Origin of the sequence: Mesorhizobium sp. M0659, assembly GCF_040320605.1 — a bacterium.
Lineage (GTDB): Bacteria > Pseudomonadota > Alphaproteobacteria > Rhizobiales > Rhizobiaceae > Mesorhizobium.
In genome coordinates this window covers 102,830-117,340 of sequence record NZ_JAMYPY010000007.1, presented here as the reverse complement: position 1 = coordinate 117,340, position 14,511 = coordinate 102,830, and the positions used below count along the sequence as shown (strand labels likewise).

The window sequence follows — 14,511 nt, the reverse complement described above, 5'->3', positions numbered from 1 at the left end:
ACAAAAACGGATACCGTTCCTGCCGGCCGCGCTTCGAATTGCCGTTACTCCGCTGCCGCTTCCGGCAGCTTGACCGAACCACCGGCCTTTTCGATCTTCTCGATCGCGGCCTTGGAGGCGCCGGCGACGTCGAAGGCAAGCTTTGCCTTGAGCTCGCCGTCCGAGAGGATGCGCACGCCGTCCTTGACGCGGCGGATGACGCCGGCGGCAACGAGTGCCTCGGCCGTCACGGTCGCCTTGGCGTCGAGCTTCTTGGCATCGAGCGCCGTCTGGATACGAGCCAGCGACACGACGACAAAGCTCTTGGCGAAGATGTTATTGAAGCCACGCTTCGGCAGGCGCCGGTAGAGCGGCATCTGGCCGCCCTCGAAGCCGTTGATGGCAACGCCGGAGCGCGCCTTCTGGCCCTTGACGCCGCGACCGCCGGTCTTGCCCGAGCCGGAGCCGATGCCACGGCCGAGACGCTTCTTGGAGTGCGTCGCGCCGTCCTTGTCACGCAGATCGTTGAGTTTCATCTGGGTTCTCCTGCGCTTTTGCTCAGCCCTCGTCCACGACGCGGACGAGATGCTGGACGGCAGCGATCATGCCGCGCACCGAGGGAGTGTCCTCCAGCGTGCGCTGCTTGTGCATCTTGTTGAGGCCGAGGCCGACCAGCGTTGCGCGCTGTTCCTTCGGGCGGCGGATCGGCGAACCGATCTGCTCAACGGTGATGGTCTTGGTTGCTTTCTTGGCCATGGTCAAAATCCCTGGTCAGATCGACTATTCTTCAGCCGCAACGGCGGTGCCGCGGCGGGCCTGAAGGGTCGAATACTTAATGCCGCGCGCAGCAGCCACATCCTTGGGATGCATCTGGCTCTTCAGCGCGTCGAACGTGGCGCGAACCATGTTGTAGGGGTTCGACGAACCCATCGACTTGGCGACCACGTCATGCATGCCGAGCGTCTCGAAGACAGCGCGCATCGGGCCGCCGGCGATGATGCCGGTACCCTGCTTGGCAGCGCGCAGCAGCACGCGTCCGGCACCCCAGCGTCCTTCGACGTCGTGGTGCAGCGTGCGGCCCGAGCGCAGCGGCACGAAAATCATGTCGCGCTTGGCCGACTCGGTTGCCTTGCGGATCGCTTCCGGCACTTCGCGCGCCTTGCCGTGACCGAAACCGACGCGGCCCTTCTGGTCGCCGACGACGACGAGTGCTGCAAAACCGAAGCGACGGCCGCCCTTGACGACCTTGGCGACACGGTTGATGTGGACGAGCTTGTCCACCATGCCGTCATCGCGTTCTTCACGATCGCGGCCGCGGCCGCCATCCCTACGTTCCTGTGCCATATCCTGTTCCTTGTTTTTTTCCGGAAGCACGGTTGCTGATAAGATCCGGTGCGCCTCTTTGGGTCACCGGGGGCGAATTATTTTTCCTTGCATGATCTTGTCCGAAAAGTCTGCAACTTTTGCTGCGCTGACCTTCGGTTCGGGATCAGGCAATTAGAAGCTCAGACCGCCTTCACGGGCAGCCTCGGCCAGCGCCTTGACGCGGCCGTGATAGATATAGGCGCCGCGGTCGAAGACGACTTCCTTGACGCCGGCCTTCGAAGCACGCTCGGCGATCAGCTTGCCAACAGCGGCTGCTGCCTCGGTGTCGGCGCCGGTCTTGAGCGAACCCTTGAGGTCCTTCTCGAGTGTCGATGCAGCCGCGATGGTATGGCCCTTGGCGTCGTCGATGACCTGCACGTAGATGTTCTTCGACGTGCGGTGAACCGAGAGACGCGGACGTTCGCCGGCGACCTTCTTGATCTGGCGGCGGACGCGCTGCGCGCGGCGCTGGATGGATTCCTTGGTAGCCATGATAGTCTTCCTTGCCTTCAAAAAACGGGGGCCGCCATCTGCGGTAGGCGAAAGCGCCTCCCGCGACCGCTCCCCGCGGCGTTGCACTTCTTTGGCTTGGCCTTTTCCGAAAGTCTGCAACTTTTCGGGGCCAGGCCTACTACTTCTTCTTGCCTTCCTTGCGGACGATCTTCTCGCCGGCATAGCGGACACCCTTGCCCTTGTAGGGCTCGGGACCGCGATACTCGCGGATCTCGGCTGCAACCTGGCCGACCTGCTGCTTGTCGATGCCGGTCACGGTGATTTCCGTCGGCTTCGGCACAGTGATCGTGATGCCGGCCGGCGTCTCGTAAACGACGTCGTGGCTGAAGCCAAGCGCCAGCTGCAGGTTCTTGCCCTGGAGTGCCGCGCGATAGCCGACGCCGGTGATCTCGAGCTTCTTCTCGAAACCGTCCTTGACGCCCTGCAGGATGTTGACGATCTGCGTGCGCGACATGCCCCACTTGGAGCGGGCGGTCTTGGTCTGGTCGCGCGGCTGGACAGCGATTTCGCTGCCTTCCATCTTGACCAGCACTTCGTCGTTCACCACGAACTTCAGCTCGCCCTTGGGGCCCTTCGCCGTCACGGTCTGGCCGTTGACGGTCGCGGTCACGCCCTGCGGCAGCGAAACGGGTTTCTTTCCAATACGAGACATTTGGTTGTCCTCGTCACTTCTCTTGTTTCAGGTCTGCCGAATTAGAAAATCTGGCAGAGGATTTCGCCGCCGACATTCTGTTCGCGTGCTTCGTGATCGGCCATCACGCCCTTCGGCGTCGAAAGGATGGCGATGCCGAGGCCGTTGGCGACGTGCGGGATCGACTTGGCCGAGACGTAAACGCGGCGGCCAGGCTTCGAGACGCGGGCGATTTCGCGCACGACCGGAGCACCGTCGAAATACTTCAGCTCGATTTCGATCTCGGACTTGCCGTTGTCGAAGTCGGTCTGGCTGTAGTCGCGGATATAGCCTTCAGCCTTCAGCACGTCGAGGACGCGGGTACGCAGGCGCGACGCCGGCGTCGAAACGCTCGACTTCTTACGGCCATACGCGTTGCGGATGCGGGTCAGCATATCGCCGAGAGGATCGCTCAATGACATGTTATGTCCTCCTTACCAGCTCGACTTGACCAGGCCCGGGATCTGGCCGTTATTGCCGAGATCACGAAGCGCGATGCGCGATACTTTGAGCTTGCGATAATAGGCGCGCGGACGGCCGGTAACTTCGCAGCGGTTGCGGATGCGGATCTTGGCCGAGTTGCGCGGCAGGGCAGCAAGCTTCAGCTGAGCGCGGAAACGCTCTTCCATCGGCTTGGACTGGTCCATGATGATCGCCTTGAGCGCTGCGCGCTTGGGACCGTACTGGTCGGCAAGCTTGCGGCGCCTGTTGTTCTTCTCGACTGAGCTGGTCTTTGCCATTTCAGATTTTTCCTTTTCTCGCTGCCGTTACTGGCGGAAGGGGAAGTTGAAGGCCTTGAGCAATGCCCTGGCTTCGTCGTCCGTCTTCGCAGTCGTACAAACGATGACGTCCATGCCCCAGATCTGATCAACCTTGTCGTAGTTGATCTCCGGGAACACGATGTGTTCCTTGATGCCCATGGCGTAGTTGCCACGGCCATCGAAGCTCTTCGGATTCAGTCCGCGAAAGTCGCGGACGCGCGGCAGTGCGATGTTCACGAGACGGTCGAGGAACTCGTACATGCGTTCCTTGCGCAGCGTGACCTTGGCGCCGATCGGCATCTTCTCGCGGACCTTGAAGCCGGCGATCGAATTACGGGCGCGGGTGACGACGGCCTTCTGGCCGGCGATCATCGCCAGGTCTTCGGCCGCGATCGAAGGCTTCTTCGAATCCGCGGTCGCTTCGCCGACGCCCATGTTCAGCACGATCTTGTCGATGCGCGGAACCTGCATCTCGTTCTCGTAGCCGAACTGCTCCTGCAGCGCCTTGCGGATGGTCTCGTTGTAGACCTGCTTGAGGCGCGGCGTGTTCTGGGCCTTGGACTGTTTGCTTTCAGCCTTGGGCTTCGTGGTTTGAGCCTTAGCCATTGATGACTTCTCCCGAGCGCTTGGCGACGCGCACCTTCTTGCCGTCCTTCTGGAAGATGAAGCCGACGCGGGTCGGCTTGCCATCCTTGGGGTCGGCGAGCGCGATGTTCGACAGCTGGATCGGCGCTTCCTTGGTGATGATCCCGCCCTCTTGGGACTGGGACTGCTTCTGGTGACGACGGATCATGTTGACGCCGCGCACCAGCGCGGTGTCTTCCTTCGGTTGAACCGAGAGGACTTCGCCCGAACGGCCCTTGTCCTTGCCGGCCAGCACGACGACCTTGTCGCCTTTTCTAATCTTTTGCATTGGTCCGGCTCCTTACAGCACTTCAGGCGCGAGCGAGATGATCTTCATGTGGTTCTTGGCGCGGAGTTCGCGCGGAACCGGTCCGAAGATACGCGTGCCGATCGGCTCTTTCTTGTTGTCGACGAGAACGGCCGCGTTCTTGTCGAAACGGATCACGCTGCCGTCCGGGCGGCGGATGTCCTTGGCCGTGCGAACCACGACCGCCTTCATCACATCGCCCTTCTTAACGCGGCCGCGCGGAATGGCTTCCTTGATCGACACCACGATGATGTCGCCTACGGAAGCGTATTTCCGCTTCGAGCCGCCCAGCACCTTGATGCACATGACACGACGGGCGCCGGAATTATCCGCGACGTCGAGGTTTGTTTGCATCTGAATCATGACTGGCCGCCTTCTTCTCTTCTAACGGGACGGGCTCAAAGCCCCTCCCCGGTCTGTCCAAAATTCGGTTTGTTACGCCTGGTCCGAAGACACGACGATCCAGCGCTTGTCCTTGGAAATCGGCTTCGATTCCTGGATGAACACCTGATCGCCGACCTTGTGGGCGTTGTTCTCGTCGTGCGCCTTGTACTTCTTGGTCATGCGCACGGTCTTCTTCATCACGGGATGCGTGAAGCGCCGTTCGACCTTGACGACTACCGTCTTCTCGTTCTTGTCGCTGACGACAGTGCCCTGCAGAATGCGCTTTGGCATGATTTTCGTCCTTAAGCCTTCTTGGCCGCGGACTTTTCCGCAGCGATGGTCTTGATACGCGCAATGTCCTTGCGAACCTGCCGCACGCGCGCGGTCTTCTCGAGCTGGCCGGTGGCCTTCTGGAAGCGCAGGTTGAACTGCTCCTTCTTCAGGCTGGCCAGATCGTCGGTCAGCTGGTCCTGGGTCTTCGTCCGGATGTCTTCGGCTTTCATGATCAGCCCGTCCTTATTCTGCGATGCGCTGTACGAAGCGCGTCCTGACCGAGAGCTTGGCCGCGCCGAGACGCAGCGCCTCACGGGCGGTTTCTTCGTTGACGCCGTCGATCTCGAACATGATGCGGCCCGGCTTGACGCGCGCCGCCCAGTAATCGACAGCGCCCTTGCCCTTGCCCATGCGCACTTCGGTCGGCTTCGACGTCACCGGCACATCAGGGAAAATACGGATCCACACGCGGCCGGCACGCTTCATCTCACGAGTGATCGCGCGGCGGGCCGCCTCGATCTCACGCGCGGTGACGCGGTTCGGCTCAAGCGCCTTCAGCCCGAAACCACCAAAATCCAGGTTGGTGCCGCCCTTTGCGGTACCATGGATACGGCCCTTGAACTGCTTGCGGAACTTTGTGCGCTTTGGCTGCAGCATCGTTCTAACTCCAAATTCCTAAATAATCAGGCGTTTTCGCGACGACGACCGCGTTCGCGATCGCCACCACCGCCATGCGCAGCATCACCCTCGGTCGCGCGACGCTCCGAAGCCATCGGATCGTGCTCGAGGATTTCGCCCTTGAACACCCAGACCTTGACGCCGCAGATGCCGTAAGCCGTATGCGCTTCGGCCGTGCCGTAGTCGACATCGGCGCGCAGCGTATGCAGCGGCACGCGGCCTTCTCGGTACCATTCCATGCGCGCAATCTCGGCGCCGCCGAGACGGCCGGCGCAGTTGATGCGGATGCCTTCGGCGCCCAGGCGCATCGCCGACTGAACGGCGCGCTTCATGGCGCGGCGGAACGCGATACGACGCTCGAGCTGCTGGGCGATCGACTGGGCGACCAGGGTCGCGTCGATTTCCGGCTTGCGCACTTCAACGATGTTCAAGTGCGTCTCGGACTTCGTCATCTCCATCAGCTTCTTGCGAAGCTTTTCGATGTCGGCGCCCTTCTTGCCGATGATCAGGCCCGGGCGCGCCGCATGGATGGTGACGCGGCACTTCTTGTGCGGGCGCTCGATCACGACCTTCGAAATCGCAGCCTGCTTCAGTTCCTTTTCAAGATATTTGCGGATCTTGATGTCCTCATGCAGCAGTTTGCCGTACTCGCCGGTGTTCGCGAACCAGCGCGAATCCCAGGTGCGGTTGATGCCGAGGCGCAGACCGATCGGATTGACTTTCTGGCCCATTATGCGGCCTCCCCTTTTTCTTCGACTTCACGAACGACGATCGTGAGGTGCGAGAACGGCTTTTCGATACGGCTGGCGCGACCGCGGCCACGAGCATGGAACCGCTTCATGACGATCGACTTGCCGACATAGGCTTCCGCCACGATCAGCGCATCGACGTCGAGGTCGTGGTTGTTTTCCGCGTTGGCGATCGCCGATTCCAGCGTCTTCTTGACCGTGCCGGAAATCCGCTTGGCCGAGAATTCGAGATCGGAAAGCGCTGTCGCGACCTTCTTGCCGCGGATCAGCGCGGCAACCAGGTTCAGCTTCTGCGGGCTGATACGGATCGTGCGCAGAACGGCGCGCGCTTCGTTGTCAGCAAGCCTGCGCGGAGCTTTGGCCTTGCCCATGATTATTTCCTCTTCGCCTTCTTATCCGCGCCGTGACCGTAATAGGTCCGGGTCGGAGCGAATTCACCGAACTTGTGACCGACCATGTCCTCGTTCACCGAGACGGGAACATGCTTCTGGCCGTTGTAGACACCGAAGGTGAAGCCGACGAACTGCGGCAGGATGGTGGAGCGACGGCTCCACATCTTGATCACCTCATTGCGACCACCTTCACGAACCTTGTCCACCTTCTTGAGAAGGTAGCCGTCGATGAAGGGGCCTTTCCAAATAGAACGAGTCACTTGGCGTTACCTCTTCTTAGCTCTTGCGCTGATGGCGCGAGCGCAGGATGAACTTGTCGGTCGCCTTGTTGGACCGCGTCTTCTTGCCCTTGGTCGGCTTGCCCCACGGGCTGACCGGATGACGGCCACCGGAGGTGCGGCCTTCACCACCGCCATGCGGATGGTCGACCGGGTTCATGGTCACGCCGCGATTGTGCGGGCGCTTGCCGCGCCAGACCGTGCGGCCGGCCTTGCCGTCGTTGATGTTGCCGTGGTCGGGGTTCGACACGGCGCCGACGGTGGCCATGCAGGAGCCGTGAACGACACGCTGCTCGCCCGAGTTGAGGCGCAGGATCGCCATGCCCTGATCGCGACCGACCAGCTGTCCGTAGCCACCCGCCGAGCGGGCAACCTGGGCGCCCTTGCCCGGCTTCAGCTCGATGTTATGGACGATCGTGCCGACCGGCATCGAGGCCAGCGGCATCGCATTGCCTGGCTTCACGTCGACCGATTCACCGGCCACGATCTTGTCGCCGGCGGCAAGGCGCTGCGGAGCGATGATGTAGGACAGCTCGCCATCGTCATACTTGATCAGCGCGATGAAGGCGGTGCGGTTCGGATCGTATTCAATGCGCTCGACCGTGCCGACGACGTCGAACTTGCGGCGCTTGAAGTCGATGATGCGGTACGAACGCTTGTGACCGCCGCCGATGAAGCGGGCCGTGATGCGGCCGTGATTGTTGCGGCCGCCCGACTTCGTCAGGCCTTCGGTCAGGCCCTTGACGGGCTTGCCCTTGTAGAGGCCCGAGCGGTCGACGATGACCAGCTGGCGGGTGCTCGGCGTTACCGGGTTGAATTTTTTAAGTGCCATGTTTGTTGTCCTCGCGGCCTAGCTCAGAGACCCGTCGCGACGTCGATCGACTGGCCGTCGGCCAGTGTCACAATCGCCTTCTTGACGTCGCTCTGGCGGCCGATCGTGCCGCGGAAGCGCTTGATCTTGCCCTTGCGGACAAGCGTGTTCACGGCCGTAACCTTGACGCCAAACAGCGCTTCGACAGCGGCCTTGATTTCCGGCTTCGACGCCTTCTTGGCGACGTTGAAAACAACCTGGTTGTTCTCGGAAGCCATGGTCGACTTTTCGGTGATCGCCGGCGAGACGATCACGTCGTAATGACGGAGGTCGGTCATTTAAAGCGCTCCTCGAGAGCCTCGACGGCGGCCTTCGAAAGGACCAGCGTGCCGCGGCGCAGAATGTCGTAGACGTTGATGCCCTGGATGGGCAGCACGTCGATGTTCGGGATGTTGGTCGCCGCCAGCTTGAAGTTCTGGTCAAGCTCGGCACCGCCGATCACCAAGGCGTTGGTCAGGCCCAGCGTCGCGAAATTCGCGATCAGCGCCTTCGTCTTGGCCTCGGTCAGCTTCAGCTCGTCGATGATGATGATCGACGCGCTCTTGGCCTTGGCCGAGAGAGCATGCCGCAAGCCCAGAGCGCGCACCTTCTTCGGCAGATCGTGCTCGTGGCTGCGAACGACCGGGCCGTGGGCCTTGCCGCCGCCGCGGAACTGCGGAGCGCGTGCCGAATGGTGACGGGCGCGGCCCGTACCCTTCTGCTTGTACATCTTGGCGCCGGTGCGCGCGATTTCGGCGCGGCCCTTGGCCTTGTGCGTGCCCTGCTGGCGCTTGGCCAGCTGCCAGCGCACGACGCGCTGCAGGATGTCCTCGCGCGGATCAAGGCCGAAAATCTCCTCGGAGAGTTTCACCTTGCCGGCGTCCTTGCCGCCAAGCGTTGTGATCTTGAGATCCATTATTCTGCTCCCTCTGCGGCCGGAGCCTCGTTCGTGGCAGCGCTCGCTGCAGCAACCGGGCGGATCGCGGCAGGCTTCGGCGCATTGGCCGGCAGTGCCACCTTGGCCGCATCGCGGACCAGGATCCAGGCGCCCTTCGATCCGGGAACCGCACCGCGGATCAGGATCAGGCCGCGATCGGCGTCGGTCGAAACGATCTCGACATTCTGTGTGGTGACTCGGGTGTCGCCCATGTGGCCAGCCATATGCTTGCCCTTGAACACTTTGCCCGGATCCTGACGCTGGCCGGTCGAACCGTGCGTACGGTGCGAAACCGAGTTACCGTGCGTCGCGCGGCCACCACCCATGTGGTGGCGCTTGATGACGCCCTGGAAACCCTTGCCGATCGTCGTGCCCGTCACATCGACCTTCTGGCCGGCGACGAAGTGCTCGACGGTGATCTCGGCGCCGACATCGATCATGTTCTCGGCGGAGACGCGGAACTCGGCGACCTTCGCCTTCGGCTCGACGGAAGCGGTCGCGAAATGGCCGCGCATCGCCTTCGACGTGTTCTTTACCTTGGCAAGGCCAACGCCGAGCTGGACGGCCGTATAGCCGTTCTTCTCCTGCGTGCGCTGAGCCACGACCTGGCAGTTCTCCATCTGGAGAACAGTGACGGGAACATGTTCCCCGGCATCATTATAGATGCGGGTCATTCCCACCTTCTTTGCAATCACACCTGAACGCATCGGTTCAATTCCTTTAGAGTTCCGGGCCAGGGGCACCGCCCCTTACCGCGCTCTCATTCCCTTAGAGCTTGATCTCGACGTCGACACCGGCGGCCAGATCGAGCTTCATCAAAGCATCGACCGTCTGCGGGGTCGGATCGACGATGTCGAGCAGACGCTTGTGCGTGCGCATCTCGAACTGCTCGCGGCTCTTCTTGTCGACGTGAGGCGACCGGTTGACCGTGAACTTTTCGATCCGCGTCGGCAGCGGAATGGGGCCGCGGACGTTTGCTCCGGTGCGCTTGGCCGTCGACACGATTTCTTTCGTCGAGGCGTCGAGCACGCGGTGATCAAACGCCTTCAGGCGGATGCGGATATTCTGTCCGTTCATGCGTCACTTCCTTGTTCTGGCGCGGCGCGGGCAAATCCTGCGCCCGCGACAGATCGGTTTAAGTCCAAATTACTCTTTGATGGTGACGACGATGCCGGCACCGACGGTGCGGCCGCCTTCACGGATGGCGAAGCGCAGCTTCTCTTCCATGGCGATCGGCACGATCAGCTCGACATCGACCGTGATGTTGTCGCCGGGCATAACCATCTCCGTGCCTTCCGGCAGCGACACGATGCCGGTCACGTCGGTCGTGCGGAAATAGAACTGCGGACGGTAGTTGGTGAAGAACGGCGTGTGACGGCCACCTTCGTCCTTGGTCAGGATGTAGGCTTCGGCCACGAACTTCTTGTGCGGCTTCACCGTACCAGGCTTGGCCAGAACCTGGCCGCGCTCGACGCCTTCACGATCAACGCCGCGCAGCAGCGCGCCGATGTTGTCGCCGGCCTGGCCCTGATCGAGCAGCTTGCGGAACATCTCGACGCCCGTGCAGGTCGTCTTGGTCGTCGGACGGATGCCGATGATTTCCAGTTCCTCGCCGACCTTGACGATGCCGCGCTCGACGCGGCCGGTCACGACCGTGCCACGGCCCGAGATCGAGAACACGTCTTCGATCGGCATCAGGAACGGCTTGTCCAGCGGACGAACCGGCGTCGGGATGTAAGCATCGACCGCAGCCATCAGCTCGCGGATCGCGTCTTCGCCGATGGTCTTGTTGGAATCTTCCAGAGCAGCCAGAGCCGAACCCTTGACGATCGGAATGTCGTCGCCGGGGAACTCGTTCTTCGACAGAAGCTCGCGAACCTCGAGCTCGACCAGTTCGAGCAGCTCGGCATCGTCGACCTGGTCGACCTTGTTCAGGAACACCACGATCGACGGCACGCCGACCTGACGGGCAAGCAGGATGTGCTCGCGGGTCTGCGGCATCGGGCCGTCGGCGGCCGAAACAACCAGGATCGCGCCGTCCATCTGCGCAGCACCCGTGATCATGTTCTTCACATAGTCGGCGTGGCCGGGGCAGTCGACATGGGCGTAGTGGCGCGCTGCCGTCTCGTATTCGACGTGCGCCGTCGAAATCGTGATGCCGCGGGCCTTCTCTTCGGGCGCCGCATCGATCTGGTCGTAGCGCTTGTACTCGCCAAAATACTTCGTGATCGCCGCCGTCAGCGACGTCTTGCCATGATCGACGTGGCCAATCGTGCCAATGTTCACATGAGGCTTGTTACGCTCGAATTTACCTTTTGCCATGTGATGTCTCCAATCTGCTCGCCCGTACGGGCCTTGAATTAAGTTACCGATGCAACCCGTTCAGGTTACGCGTATTTCTTCTGGACTTCCTGGGCGACCGCGGTCGGCACAGGCTCATAGTGATCGAACTGCATCGTGTAGGCCGCGCGGCCCTGGCTCATCGAGCGCAGGTTGTCGACGTACTTGAACATGTTGGCCAGCGGCACCATCGCGTTGATGACGACAGCCACGCCACGCGCTTCCTGGCCCTGGATTTGGCCGCGACGGCCGTTCAGGTCGCCGATGACGCTGCCGACATAGTCTTCCGGCGTCACGACTTCGACCTTCATGATCGGCTCGAGCAGCTGCACGCCAAGCTTGGGTGCGGCTTCACGGAAGCAGGCGCGGCCGGCGATTTCGAAGGCCAGAACGCTGGAGTCCACATCGTGGTAAGCGCCGTCGATAAGCGTCGCCTTGACGCCGATCATCGGGAAGCCCGCGAACGGACCCGACGACATGACGCTGTTGATGCCCTTTTCGACACCCGGGATGTATTCCTTGGGAACCGCACCGCCGACAATCTTGGTCTCGAACTCGAACTCCGAGCTTTCCGGGTTCGGTTCGAACACGATCTTGACGCGGGCGAACTGACCGGTACCGCCGGTCTGCTTCTTGTGGGTGTAGTCCTGCTCGTGCCTGCGGGTGATCGTCTCGCGGTAAGCCACCTGCGGCGCGCCGACATTGGCCTCGACCTTGAACTCGCGGCGCATGCGGTCGACGATGATGTCGAGGTGAAGCTCGCCCATGCCCGAAATGATGGTCTGGCCGCTTTCCTCGTCGGTCTTGACGCGGAAGGACGGATCCTCGGCGGCCAGGCGGTGAAGGGCGAGGCCCATCTTTTCCTGGTCGTTCTTGGTCTTCGGCTCGATGGCGATCTGGATGACCGGATCGGGGAATTCCATGCGCTCGAGGATGACCGGGTGCAGCGGATCGCTGAGCGTGTCGCCGGTGGTCGTGTCCTTGAGGCCAGCCAGAGCGACGATGTCGCCGGCAAAGGCTTCTTCGACGTCGGCGCGCGAATTCGCATGCATCTGCAGCATGCGGCCGATGCGCTCTTTCTTGCCCTTGACGGTGTTATCGACCGAGATGCCCTTGGTCAGCTTGCCCGAATAGATGCGGGCAAAGGTCAGCGAACCGACGAACGGGTCGTTCATGATCTTGAAGGCCAGCATCGACAGCGGCTCGTTGTCGTCGGCATGACGCTCGATCTCGGCGTCGGTCTTGGCGTCGACGCCCTTGATGGCGGGAACATCGGCCGGCGACGGCAGATATTCGACGACGGCGTCGAGCAGCGGCTGCACGCCCTTGTTCTTGAAGGCCGAGCCACAGAACATCGGGTAGAACTTGACCGCGATGGTGCCCTTGCGGATCAGGGCGCGGATCTCGTCATTCGACGGCATCTTGCCTTCGAGGTAATTCTCGAGGGCCGTCTCGTCCATTTCGACGGCGGCTTCGATCATCTTCTCGCGGTATTCTTCGGCCCGGGCCTGAAGGTCGGCCGGGATCTCGACGACGTCCCAGGCAGCGCCCAGCGTCTCGTCGCGCCAGACCAGCGCGTTCATCTCGACGAGATCGACGACACCCTTGAACTCGGTCTCAGCGCCGATCGGCAGTTGCATGACGACGGCATGCGCACCAAGACGCGAGCCGATCATCTCGACCGAGCGGTAGAAGTCGGCGCCGATCTTGTCCATCTTGTTGCAGAAGATCATCCGCGGAACTTTATACTTGTCGGCCTGGCGCCAGACGGTTTCCGTCTGCGGCTCGACACCGGCATTGGCATCGAGCAGCGCAATGGCGCCGTCGAGCACGCGCAGCGAACGCTCGACCTCGATGGTGAAGTCGACGTGCCCGGGGGTGTCGATGATGTTGAAGCGGTACATCTTGCCGCTGCGACCCTTCCAGAAGGTCGTGGTGGCGGCGGACGTGATGGTGATGCCGCGCTCCTGCTCCTGCTCCATCCAATCCATGGTGGCAGCGCCGTCGTGGACTTCGCCGATCTTGTGCGACTTGCCCGTGTAATAGAGGACGCGCTCGGTGGTCGTCGTCTTGCCGGCGTCAATATGCGCCATGATACCGAAATTGCGGTAGTCTTCGATTTTGTATTCGCGGGCCATCGTGGATGCCTTCTCAGTCTCGTTCGCGCTTTACCAGCGGTAGTGCGCGAAAGCGCGGTTGGCTTCTGCCATCTTGTGGGTGTCTTCACGCTTCTTCACGGCGGTGCCGCGGTTATTGGCCGCGTCCATCAGCTCGCCGGAGAGGCGGTCGACCATGGTGGTCTCGTTGCGGTTGCGCGCAGCTGCAATCAGCCAGCGGATCGCCAGGGCCTGGCGGCGCTCGGGGCGCACATCGACCGGAACCTGGTAGGTAGCGCCGCCGACGCGGCGCGACCGGACTTCCACATGCGGCGCGACATTGTCGAGCGCCTGATGGAAGACGGTGACCGGCTCCTGCTTGGTCTTCGACTGAACCTGGTCGAGCGCACCGTAGACGATGGTCTCGGCAACCGACTTCTTGCCGTCATACATGACGGCGTTCATGAACTTGGTGACGATCAGATCGCCGAACTTCGGGTCCGGATTGATCTCACGCTTTTCTGCACTGTGACGACGCGACATGGCTTTTGTCTCTCAATCTCGTAGCCCGACGCATTCAAGCAGCGCCAGGGCCGGAAAATCTTACTTCGGACGCCCCTTACTTCGGACGCTTGGCGCCGTACTTCGAACGGCGCTGCTTGCGGTTCTTCACGCCCTGCGTGTCGAGCACGCCGCGGATGATGTGGTAGCGCACGCCCGGAAGATCCTTGACGCGGCCGCCGCGGATCATGACCACGGAGTGTTCCTGAAGGTTGTGGCCTTCGCCGGGGATGTAGCCGATCACTTCAAAGCCGTTGGTCAGGCGGATCTTGGCCACCTTGCGCAGTGCCGAGTTCGGCTTCTTCGGCGTCGTTGTATAGACGCGCGTGCAGACGCCCCGCTTCTGCGGGTTCTGCTGCATGGCCGGGACCTTGTTGCGCTTCACCGGCGCAATGCGCGGCTTGCGGATCAGCTGGTTGACGGTAGGCATTAAACCCTCTTGTCTCTCAATTCCGTGTCTCGCCCGGTCAGGGCCGCTCAAAGCGCCAATTCCATACGCAAATTCGGGCCATAAACCGCGCCTCGCGGTCCTGCCCGAACAAAATGCAGAGGAAGCGGGAACCGCTTCATGCGCGCCGGAAATGTCTTTTCGCTCGTAAAACGAACCCTGTTTGAGGCAAACTCCAAAGCGTGTCGCTTCGGAAGGGAGAGCCTCACATCGGTTCTGACTGGGCGGCTTCTACTCGCAAGACCGTGAACCGTCAACCCCGGCACGCCAAATATTGCGCGCCAAACCGGGCGTGGCAGCCATGCG

The 14,511-nt window shown here is 61.9% G+C and carries 25 protein-coding genes; all 25 read right to left on the bottom strand.

All coding sequences use genetic code 11. The features are described from left to right. Window positions 1-44 precede the first annotated feature (44 nt). The 25 genes from rplO to rpsL all read right to left on the bottom strand — a co-directional run bounded on the left by rplO (window position 45) and on the right by rpsL (window position 14,187). Complete coding sequence (rplO, locus tag NKI31_RS13745) at window positions 45-515, bottom strand: 50S ribosomal protein L15 (protein WP_023672760.1); 471 nt, start codon at window positions 513-515, stop codon at window positions 45-47. A 22-nt stretch (window positions 516-537) separates the two neighbouring features. Then, window positions 538-735 carry a 50S ribosomal protein L30 gene (gene rpmD / locus NKI31_RS13740; protein ID WP_006205449.1) on the bottom strand — a complete coding sequence of 66 codons (198 nt, stop codon included), beginning with the start codon at window positions 733-735 and terminating at the stop codon, window positions 538-540. 24 nt (window positions 736-759) lie between these two features. Next, entirely contained in the window at window positions 760-1,323 is a 564-nt protein-coding gene (gene rpsE, locus NKI31_RS13735; protein WP_006333394.1) for a 30S ribosomal protein S5, read from the bottom strand. A gap of 153 nt (window positions 1,324-1,476) precedes the next feature. Beyond that, a complete protein-coding gene (gene rplR / locus NKI31_RS13730; protein WP_023682602.1) occupies window positions 1,477-1,836 on the bottom strand; it encodes a 50S ribosomal protein L18 in 360 nt (119 codons plus the stop codon). 139 nt (window positions 1,837-1,975) lie between these two features. Next, window positions 1,976-2,509, bottom strand: a complete 534-nt coding sequence (gene rplF, locus NKI31_RS13725; RefSeq protein ID WP_023682603.1) for a 50S ribosomal protein L6 — start codon at window positions 2,507-2,509, stop codon at window positions 1,976-1,978. A 41-nt stretch (window positions 2,510-2,550) separates the two neighbouring features. Continuing rightward, the gene (gene rpsH, locus NKI31_RS13720) at window positions 2,551-2,949 is read right to left on the bottom strand and encodes a 30S ribosomal protein S8 (RefSeq protein ID WP_006205453.1); all 399 of its coding nucleotides are present in this window, start codon (window positions 2,947-2,949) and stop codon (window positions 2,551-2,553) included. A gap of 12 nt (window positions 2,950-2,961) precedes the next feature. Next, window positions 2,962-3,267, bottom strand: coding sequence for a 30S ribosomal protein S14 (rpsN, locus tag NKI31_RS13715; RefSeq protein WP_010909282.1), 306 nt, complete (start codon window positions 3,265-3,267; stop codon window positions 2,962-2,964). 27 nt (window positions 3,268-3,294) lie between these two features. Beyond that, on the bottom strand, window positions 3,295-3,894 hold the full coding sequence (gene rplE, locus NKI31_RS13710; RefSeq protein ID WP_023672755.1) for a 50S ribosomal protein L5: 600 nt from the start codon (window positions 3,892-3,894) through the stop codon (window positions 3,295-3,297). Further along, a complete protein-coding gene (gene rplX / locus NKI31_RS13705; protein WP_013531428.1) occupies window positions 3,887-4,201 on the bottom strand; it encodes a 50S ribosomal protein L24 in 315 nt (104 codons plus the stop codon). Before rplX ends, rplE begins: the two co-directional genes overlap by 8 nt. 12 nt (window positions 4,202-4,213) lie before the next feature. Continuing rightward, window positions 4,214-4,582, bottom strand: a complete 369-nt coding sequence (rplN, locus tag NKI31_RS13700) for a 50S ribosomal protein L14 (protein WP_006205457.1) — start codon at window positions 4,580-4,582, stop codon at window positions 4,214-4,216. A gap of 72 nt (window positions 4,583-4,654) precedes the next feature. Beyond that, on the bottom strand, window positions 4,655-4,894 hold the full coding sequence (gene rpsQ, locus NKI31_RS13695) for a 30S ribosomal protein S17 (RefSeq protein ID WP_010909280.1): 240 nt from the start codon (window positions 4,892-4,894) through the stop codon (window positions 4,655-4,657). Between the two features lie 11 nt (window positions 4,895-4,905). Next, window positions 4,906-5,106 (bottom strand): 50S ribosomal protein L29, encoded by a 201-nt coding sequence (gene rpmC, locus NKI31_RS13690; protein ID WP_006205459.1) that lies wholly within the window; start codon window positions 5,104-5,106, stop codon window positions 4,906-4,908. Window positions 5,107-5,119: 13 nt separating this feature from the next. Then, the gene (gene rplP, locus NKI31_RS13685) at window positions 5,120-5,533 is read right to left on the bottom strand and encodes a 50S ribosomal protein L16 (protein WP_006205460.1); all 414 of its coding nucleotides are present in this window, start codon (window positions 5,531-5,533) and stop codon (window positions 5,120-5,122) included. Between the two features lie 26 nt (window positions 5,534-5,559). Next, on the bottom strand, window positions 5,560-6,285 hold the full coding sequence (gene rpsC / locus NKI31_RS13680; RefSeq protein ID WP_023672753.1) for a 30S ribosomal protein S3: 726 nt from the start codon (window positions 6,283-6,285) through the stop codon (window positions 5,560-5,562). Then, the gene (gene rplV / locus NKI31_RS13675; protein ID WP_006205462.1) at window positions 6,285-6,674 is read right to left on the bottom strand and encodes a 50S ribosomal protein L22; all 390 of its coding nucleotides are present in this window, start codon (window positions 6,672-6,674) and stop codon (window positions 6,285-6,287) included. Before rplV ends, rpsC begins: the two co-directional genes overlap by 1 nt. A 2-nt stretch (window positions 6,675-6,676) precedes the next feature. Further along, entirely contained in the window at window positions 6,677-6,955 is a 279-nt protein-coding gene (gene rpsS, locus NKI31_RS13670; protein WP_006205463.1) for a 30S ribosomal protein S19, read from the bottom strand. A gap of 16 nt (window positions 6,956-6,971) precedes the next feature. After that, on the bottom strand, window positions 6,972-7,805 hold the full coding sequence (gene rplB / locus NKI31_RS13665; RefSeq protein ID WP_023706515.1) for a 50S ribosomal protein L2: 834 nt from the start codon (window positions 7,803-7,805) through the stop codon (window positions 6,972-6,974). Between the two features lie 23 nt (window positions 7,806-7,828). Beyond that, window positions 7,829-8,122 (bottom strand): 50S ribosomal protein L23, encoded by a 294-nt coding sequence (locus tag NKI31_RS13660; RefSeq protein WP_023672751.1) that lies wholly within the window; start codon window positions 8,120-8,122, stop codon window positions 7,829-7,831. Beyond that, window positions 8,119-8,739 (bottom strand): 50S ribosomal protein L4, encoded by a 621-nt coding sequence (rplD, locus tag NKI31_RS13655; protein ID WP_023672750.1) that lies wholly within the window; start codon window positions 8,737-8,739, stop codon window positions 8,119-8,121. Before rplD ends, NKI31_RS13660 begins: the two co-directional genes overlap by 4 nt. After that, entirely contained in the window at window positions 8,739-9,467 is a 729-nt protein-coding gene (rplC, locus tag NKI31_RS13650) for a 50S ribosomal protein L3 (RefSeq protein ID WP_352651838.1), read from the bottom strand. The genes rplD and rplC overlap by 1 nt, the downstream gene beginning before the upstream one ends. Window positions 9,468-9,528: 61 nt before the next feature. Further along, the gene (rpsJ, locus tag NKI31_RS13645) at window positions 9,529-9,837 is read right to left on the bottom strand and encodes a 30S ribosomal protein S10 (RefSeq protein WP_010909272.1); all 309 of its coding nucleotides are present in this window, start codon (window positions 9,835-9,837) and stop codon (window positions 9,529-9,531) included. Window positions 9,838-9,906: 69 nt separating this feature from the next. Continuing rightward, window positions 9,907-11,082, bottom strand: a complete 1,176-nt coding sequence (tuf, locus tag NKI31_RS13640; protein WP_023723394.1) for an elongation factor Tu — start codon at window positions 11,080-11,082, stop codon at window positions 9,907-9,909. A 65-nt stretch (window positions 11,083-11,147) separates the two neighbouring features. Next, window positions 11,148-13,238 carry an elongation factor G gene (gene fusA, locus NKI31_RS13635; protein WP_023667430.1) on the bottom strand — a complete coding sequence of 697 codons (2,091 nt, stop codon included), beginning with the start codon at window positions 13,236-13,238 and terminating at the stop codon, window positions 11,148-11,150. Between the two features lie 30 nt (window positions 13,239-13,268). After that, complete coding sequence (rpsG, locus tag NKI31_RS13630) at window positions 13,269-13,739, bottom strand: 30S ribosomal protein S7 (protein WP_008875664.1); 471 nt, start codon at window positions 13,737-13,739, stop codon at window positions 13,269-13,271. Between the two features lie 76 nt (window positions 13,740-13,815). Continuing rightward, window positions 13,816-14,187, bottom strand: a complete 372-nt coding sequence (gene rpsL / locus NKI31_RS13625; RefSeq protein WP_006333356.1) for a 30S ribosomal protein S12 — start codon at window positions 14,185-14,187, stop codon at window positions 13,816-13,818. Window positions 14,188-14,511: the final 324 nt, after the last annotated feature.